The organism is Scytonema hankhaensis NUACC26 (genome assembly GCF_045865695.1).
Taxonomy (GTDB): Bacteria; Cyanobacteriota; Cyanobacteriia; order Cyanobacteriales; family Nostocaceae; genus Scytonema.
Genome location: NZ_BAACAP010000047.1, coordinates 1 through 7,096 on the forward strand (window position 1 = coordinate 1; position 7,096 = coordinate 7,096).

Genomic DNA, 7,096 nt, shown 5'->3' on the forward strand with positions numbered 1-7,096 from the left:
TAGCACTGTTTCTGCTACTGAGGTTGTAGCTGACTTGAGCAGCAATGTTCAATTATGTTCAGCTTAAAAGTATCAGTAGGCGTAACAACATATCGTAGTAAATCGGAGTCAACCCTAAAATATACGATGAAGAAGAGAAAGACCTTCAAACTATTGAACGCTTTAACAGACAGGATGAAGAAATAAAGATTTGAATTGGTTATTGGTTAGTTGTTATTGGTTGGTTCTTGTACCACTAACCACTAACCACTATCTACTAACAACTATTTACGCTTCTTCAATTTCTAGTCGAGCGGCTGTGACTGCATCAAAAGCAAAAGCCAAAACAAGCGGCATGGGACATTTCAACAAATAGGTAGAAATAACTGCAGCGAAAGTACCTACTACTGCTGAAATTGACCAAAACTTCTCGTCTACAGTCATTCCCTTTTGACTCTTAATCAATCTTAATACTTGAGTTGGAATGGGTTCGGGCATGACTGCACCAGGTGGAAAAGCCCAATAGTTATTCCGGCGCTCCTCAAACAAATCTGTCCAGCCGTTGTCCTGACACCATTCTGCGATCCATTCCAAATGATAATGTTTCATACGTGGTCTAGGAAATTGAATTAACATAATTTAATGAATCGTTAGCCTTGAAATAGTCTTAACAAATAACCTATTTGGTCTATAGCCTAAGGATTATTTGGTTGTTGTGAAGCTTGGTTAAGAAATTAAAACACTCGTTGGAACTTTTCTATAAATTCACATATTCACAGAGTAACAGTCGCCTGCTGACTCTTGCACGAAAAGAAAATAAACTTTACTTGGAACTCGATCGCTCAATAATTCTCAATATATGAGTGAGCGTTAACATCAGAATATTTCAAAAAAAATATGTAACGAAACTGCCAGAAGGCAGAACATGATAGCAATCTTGAATATAGTCCTGTCATTTTTGAATTATGCAAAAAGTATTAAGAACATAAAGCTTCATAATTCTGAAGTATTAATTTTTTTATTTGTGAAGAAATGTTTCATTTTGCATACAGAATTCTAAAAAATAAAATATTCATCTTGTAGGGTGGGCGTCCTCGCCCGCTTATGCTGAAAGACGGGCTAGAAGCTCCGCAGTCGCCTCAACGGGGGTTCCCCCCGCATGGCGCTGCTCTCCGTACCACAAGAGAAATGGGCTAGAAGCTCCGCAGTCGCCTCAACGGGGGTTCCCCCCGCATGGCGCTGCTCTCCGTACCACAAGAGAAAGTGGATATTTTCTATGTAGTTTTACGCTGGTCAAAGAATAAAAAAAAGAGTATCAACGGGTAGAACTTCTTTGCAATTAGTGAAGGCATCCAAGGAGCCAGGATGATAAATACCGTCTTCGACAGCAATCCACCTGTAATTCTGGTTGTAGATGATGAAAAGCCAATGCGATTTGTACTGCGTCAGGCTATTGAAAAAGAAGGATATTCTGTTGCTGAGGCTAGCAACGGACAACAATGTCTAGATATCTGTCAAGCACAACCGCCAGATATAGTGTTATTGGATGCTATGATGCCAGAGATGGATGGGTTTACGTGTTGCTCTCAACTACAAACCCTTTTGCGCGATCGCTGTCCCCCAGTTTTAATGATTACGGCTCTTGAGGACAAGAAGTCTCGCGATCGCGCAATTGATGCAGGAGTAGCAGGCTATCTCACAAAACCAGTTAACTGGGATGTGTTACGCCAACGAGTCCATCGCTTACTAGCCCATAAGTGGGTAGAAATGGAACTCTCAATTAGATGCAGTGACCAGTGACCAGTGACCAGTGACCAGTGACCAGTGACCAGTGACCAGTGTTAAACCATACTGATTTTGTTGAGGACTGACATATCGCGGATACGCCACCCATCGTCCACACGAATCAGATCGTATCTGACTCGTAGTTTTTCTTTATCTGACCTTTTCTTTTCACCGTTTTCATAAAATTCTGTGGCTTCAGTGACGGCTGCTTCCACTGCTGCTTGGTTTTGGGAGGTTCGATTGGTTTCTAAGGATTCTACTTTTACAGTATGTTCGTATTTCCGATAACGATTCTTTTCTTTTTCTCGTTGCCCCCACAGCCGCCATTTTGTTAGGGTAGGACTCACTAAAATATGCTCCAAACTGGAGAGATCGTGTTCCGATCCAAAAGCAGCAGCTTTGATATCGAGCCAAGCTCGAACAATTTCTGTCGCTTTGTCTTCTGTTAAAGTCCCTGTGGGAAGTTGTGGTTCGTTGGTGGGGTCGGGAATGGATATGGGAGGTTGGTTAAGTGCTACTGAGACTTGTTCGCCTTTTAGAGATGCGCTAGGGGACAACAGATTTTTGAAAAATCCAATCGTTGTTGAAATGACAAACCACAACACAACGATACTTGCTGCTGAGGCTAAGATCGTCCATAATAAGCGCAATTGCGCTCGCCGATTGCGTACCCGGCGACGGCGAGATGGCAGGGGGCTGTTTTCTGAGACATACCCTAAATGAGTGGGCTGTCGTACTTGTCTTCTTGATTGGGAAGGTGTTGTGTTGGTAGTCCCATTGATATGTTGATGCGTGCCTCTGGCATAGTATTCAGTATTAGGCACTGAGTTGACAGACGGTTCTGCTTGTCTGGTGACATTGCCATAAGATCTAGGAGAGGCATACCCAAGTTGAGACCAGCGTAAATTATCTTGCCTTTCCTCTGGTCTTGTTTGTGGTTGTTCTACATCAGGCGTTCTTGTAGTTGGAGATTGTCTGAAGTTTTGTGGAGAACTTTTGTGATAACCGTTTTGGTAGCGGCGATTTGTTTGTGCTTGAGTGGATGGCTGTGGGTAAGTCCCCGCCGATTCATAAGTTGTTTCTTCTTCTGTAGGAAGGTTTTCTAAATAAGCTTGTACCCCAGGATCGGAAAAATAGTCTTTCAAGGAAACTGGTTGGTCTACCAAATCTCGAAAGTGAGGAAATACGTCGTTTTGCAACCAACGTTCTCCATACAGGCACAATCCCGGTAATAAGTCTGGAGAATCATGAGAATATTCTCGAATAAAAGCTAGAGCTTCGTACTCTTGAGAGAGTTCTAAGACACGAGTGGCTTCTTCTGTTTGCCCTAAAAGCATGGCACAGAGGGACTGTTCTAAATGAACATCTTGACGCCGACTCAAGCGGATTAGTAACTGCTTGGCTTGACGAATTAATGCGGGTTGACGTTGGGCAAATCCTCTGGCTAACGAGGCGTAAACTGCTAAATATGTTGCAACTGCTGAAGGACGCTGGCTTTCCGCTTCAAATAATTGGTGTTGTTCTGTAACTGTTAGGTAATTACGTAGTTGCTGAATAAATCTGAGAAAGTCGTCGATGTTTAGTCCCGATTGGTCGTTTCCTGAGCCATCAATGCCACCTCGTTCGTCAAGAACTTTCTGTAACAACTGTAATCCTTGAGTTCTTTCGGTTATATTTTCTTCAGGCAGTGCTAGCAACTCTAGAATACGATAAGGTCGCAATCTGTTGAGGTCTGACTGAATTTCAGCCCGACCGCTAGGAAACAAACCTTCCCGCGCTAAGAGTTCTTCTCCTGTTTCTAAGGAAATTGCCGCATTTTCATAGTGACCTTGCTGCCATTGCTCGCGACCTAGTTCTAAACAAGCTAGAGCAACAGTAAGAATGATATCTGGCAGTTCGACGGTGTAATTTTCTTCGCTGTCTTCGCTATTGACGTATCGTTTGCCCGTACCATTTCTGCTGAGTAGGTAAGGGCGTCCTAATTTTAGAACGAGTTCGTACTCTCCCAATTCTTGCAAAATGAGGAGCGCCCCCACGAATTCGTCTGGTGCAATTTCAATGTTGAGATTGAGCAACTCAACATCTCCATTACCGCGAGCGACAGTTTCAACAGCCACTGTCCTATCTTGATGGCGATCGGAACCATAGGCATGAGCTAGGTAGAGTTTGTCGTAGGTTTTACGTTCTCTAGGATCTGATAAGACGAGGTAAGCTTTCTCAATGAGTTTTTTTCTCGATGTAATTGCTGCATGGGAATACTCGCGTCGCGGCAGCTGCATAATGCGATCGCCGTATGCTTGCCGCAACTGTTCCTCACTTGCCGCCATCGGTATGCCTAAAATTCGGTAGTAATCTAGCGGAATTCGCACAGCCTACTTCCCCTGCAGCGCGATAAACATAATTTTCCTACAGCATGACTGAATTGTAAAAATTTATCATTATGCCAATTGGGTAACATCGCACTATAAATGTGCTCTATAGAACTTTTGCCCACGCTTTAGATATCATTTTTCCGAGAAGGTTTTCTCTTTTTAAGATTATTTTTAGGATTTTGCTGTAAATGGACGTGCAACCTGGTAACAAACAAGAGAGAATGAGTCCCACATTTTCTGACTATTTTTTCCGACTATATGGTGAAAGACCCCCTTTTTTACACTTTCTCCAATAGAGAGACCCGAAGTATATCACAGTTATTCTGTCATAGCAATTGTCTAAAGAAGGATAGCACTTTTGCCAGCACCTCGTGAAATTGTTAGTAAATAGGCAGAAAACTGAATGTCGAGACAGATAGTTTATAGCGAAAAGCTACAACAGTTGCTAGCGAGCAGTCAGCAAATAGCAGCCTTTGATGACTGTTTCGCTAGCCCCTAGTTGAAATGCTATCTTTTTAAAAGCTTACGCTGCATTTTGGTAAATTTGCTCGCATAGTAACTTTAAGATTTACGACAGGAATACCAAGAAATAATGACCCAAGAACGCACATTACCTAAATTTGATACAGCAACCGTACAAATAACCAGAGAAGAAGGGTTAGTGTTGTACGAGGACATGATGTTGGGACGCTTGTTTGAGGACAAGTGTGCTGAAATGTACTACAGAGGCAAAATGTTTGGTTTTGTACACCTGTATAACGGTCAAGAAGCGATTTCAACTGGTGTTATTAGATCGATGCGACCGGGAGAAGATTTTGTTTGCAGTACTTACCGCGACCACGTTCATGCTTTGAGTGCGGGAGTACCAGCAAAAGAAGTCTTGGCGGAGTTATTTGGTAAAGCCACGGGATGCAGCAAAGGACGTGGTGGTTCGATGCACATATTTTCTGCCGAACACCGTGTTTTGGGTGGATACGCTTTTGTGGCGGAAGGTATTCCCGTAGCAGCAGGAGCAGCTTTTCAGAGCAAATACCGTCGCGAGGTGTTGGGCGATAAAAGTGCTGACCAAGTAACTGCTTGCTTTTTTGGAGATGGTGCTGCCAATAACGGTCAGTTTTTTGAGACACTCAACATGGCGGCTCTGTGGAATCTACCAATTATTTTTGTCGTAGAAAATAATAAGTGGGCGATCGGTATGGCTCACGAACGTGCGACTTCCCAACCCGAAATTTATAAAAAAGCTAGCGTGTTTAACATGGTTGGTGTGGAAGTAGACGGAATGGATGTTTTAGCCGTGCGAGCCGTAGCTCAAGAAGCCGTAGCCCGTGCGCGTGCGGGAGAAGGTCCTACCCTCATTGAGGCACTGACCTATCGTTTCCGGGGTCATTCCCTCGCTGACCCAGATGAAATGCGAAGCAAACAAGAAAAAGAATTTTGGTTCTCTCGCGACCCCATTAAGAAGTTTGCTGCTTATCTAGTCGAGCAAAACTTGGCGTCTAGCGAAGAACTCAAAGATATTGACCATAAAGTGCAGCAGACCATAGACGAAGCCGTAAAATTTGCTGAAAGCAGCCCCGAACCAAATCCAAGCGAGTTACATCGCTTTGTATTTGCTGAAGATGATTGAACAAGGCAGGAGGGAGGCAGAGGAGCCACTGCGGTGGACGGGTTTCACAGGCTACAGCAAGTGGCGTGGCAGAAGGCACAAAAGAATGTGGATTCAGGGCACAGCCCATAGCATCGCTTAGCGTCTCCTTCAGAAGATGCCTGTAAGGATGCAGTTTTAAACCCTTGAACGTTCGCTCACTCTTTAGAGGGCAGGAGCTAGTAGTATTTCCTTCTGCCTCCTGCCCTCTGCCCTCTGCCTTTCTGGATAAATTTTTCCCAGACCCTTTACAAAAGTAGATTTGACTGTGCTATGATTACATAGTCTATGAAACAAACGGGTCGCTAACTCAACGGTAGAGTACTCGGCTTTTAACCGATTAGTTCCGGGTTCGAATCCCGGGCGACCCATAAAAACTGAGAATGTAGAGACGTCCTATGGCGCATCTTCCTGTAGATAGCCATTCTCTAATAGCTTAACAATTCTTTACAAAAAGAGATAGAAATGTTTACAGTTAACGAAAAGTCTTAAAGTTTTTCAACATAAAGATACAACACTAGTTATAATTTCCTATAAGCTTAAAATAATATTAAAAATAGCGTAATAATTTACGCTTGTCTTGCCAACTAGCTGACAACCACATTTAGGAGGACTATCTATGGCGCTTGTACCCCTGCGACTGCTCTTAGACCACGCAGCAGAAAATGGTTACGGCATACCAGCTTACAACGTGAATAACATGGAGCAGATCCAAGCTATCATGCAGGCTGCTCAAGAGACAGATAGCCCTGTGATTTTGCAAGCCTCTCGTGGCGCTCGTAAGTACGCTGGGGAAAACTTCCTACGTCACCTCATTTTGGCAGCGGTGGAAACCTATCCTCACATTCCCATCACCATGCACCAGGATCATGGTAATGCACCTTCCACCTGCTACTCAGCTATTAAAAACAACTTTACCAGCGTCATGATGGATGGTTCGCTGGAAGCTGATGCTAAGACCCCCGCTAGCTTCGAGTACAACGTTAACGTTACCCGCGAAGTAGTAAATGTGGCTCACTCGCTGGGTGTCAGCGTAGAAGGTGAGCTTGGCTGCTTGGGTTCTTTGGAAACAGGTATGGGTGACAAAGAAGATGGTCACGGTGCTGAGGGTAAGCTTTCTCACGATCAGCTACTGACCGATCCAGACCAAGCTGTTGACTTTGTGGAACAAACCCAAGTTGATGCTTTGGCTGTGGCTATTGGTACCAGCCACGGTGCTTATAAGTTTACCCGCAAGCCAACTGGGGAAATTTTGGCAATCAGTCGTATTGAAGAAATTCACCGCCGTTTGCCTAACACTCACTTGGTTATGCAT

The 7,096-nt window shown here is 43.9% G+C and carries 5 protein-coding genes and 1 tRNA gene; 4 read left to right on the top strand and 2 right to left on the bottom strand.

The annotated features are described in order from the left end of the window. Positions 1-267: 267 nt before the first annotated feature. The gene (locus ACKTT2_RS01025) at positions 268-588 is read right to left on the bottom strand and encodes a slr1957 family protein (protein ID WP_407883074.1); all 321 of its coding nucleotides are present in this window, start codon (positions 586-588) and stop codon (positions 268-270) included. Between the two features lie 756 nt (positions 589-1,344). Here ACKTT2_RS01025 and ACKTT2_RS01030 point away from each other — a divergent pair. Continuing rightward, positions 1,345-1,779 (top strand): response regulator, encoded by a 435-nt coding sequence (locus ACKTT2_RS01030; protein ID WP_407883076.1) that lies wholly within the window; start codon positions 1,345-1,347, stop codon positions 1,777-1,779. 41 nt (positions 1,780-1,820) lie between these two features. Here the strand turns inward: ACKTT2_RS01030 and ACKTT2_RS01035 are convergent, their stop codons facing one another. Then, positions 1,821-4,133, bottom strand: a complete 2,313-nt coding sequence (locus ACKTT2_RS01035; RefSeq protein WP_407883078.1) for an IMS domain-containing protein — start codon at positions 4,131-4,133, stop codon at positions 1,821-1,823. A 595-nt stretch (positions 4,134-4,728) separates the two neighbouring features. On the opposite strand from ACKTT2_RS01035, the gene pdhA reads away from it, so the two are divergent. The 3 genes from pdhA to ACKTT2_RS01050 form a co-directional block, all read left to right on the top strand. After that, positions 4,729-5,763: a pyruvate dehydrogenase (acetyl-transferring) E1 component subunit alpha gene (pdhA, locus tag ACKTT2_RS01040; protein WP_407883080.1), complete on the top strand. Its 1,035-nt coding sequence runs from the start codon at positions 4,729-4,731 to the stop codon at positions 5,761-5,763. A 317-nt stretch (positions 5,764-6,080) separates the two neighbouring features. Continuing rightward, a tRNA-Lys gene (locus ACKTT2_RS01045) sits at positions 6,081-6,152 on the top strand. Positions 6,153-6,400: 248 nt separating this feature from the next. Continuing rightward, positions 6,401-7,096 (top strand): ketose-bisphosphate aldolase (locus tag ACKTT2_RS01050; RefSeq protein WP_407883082.1); only part of this gene is annotated, 696 nt, incomplete at its 3' end.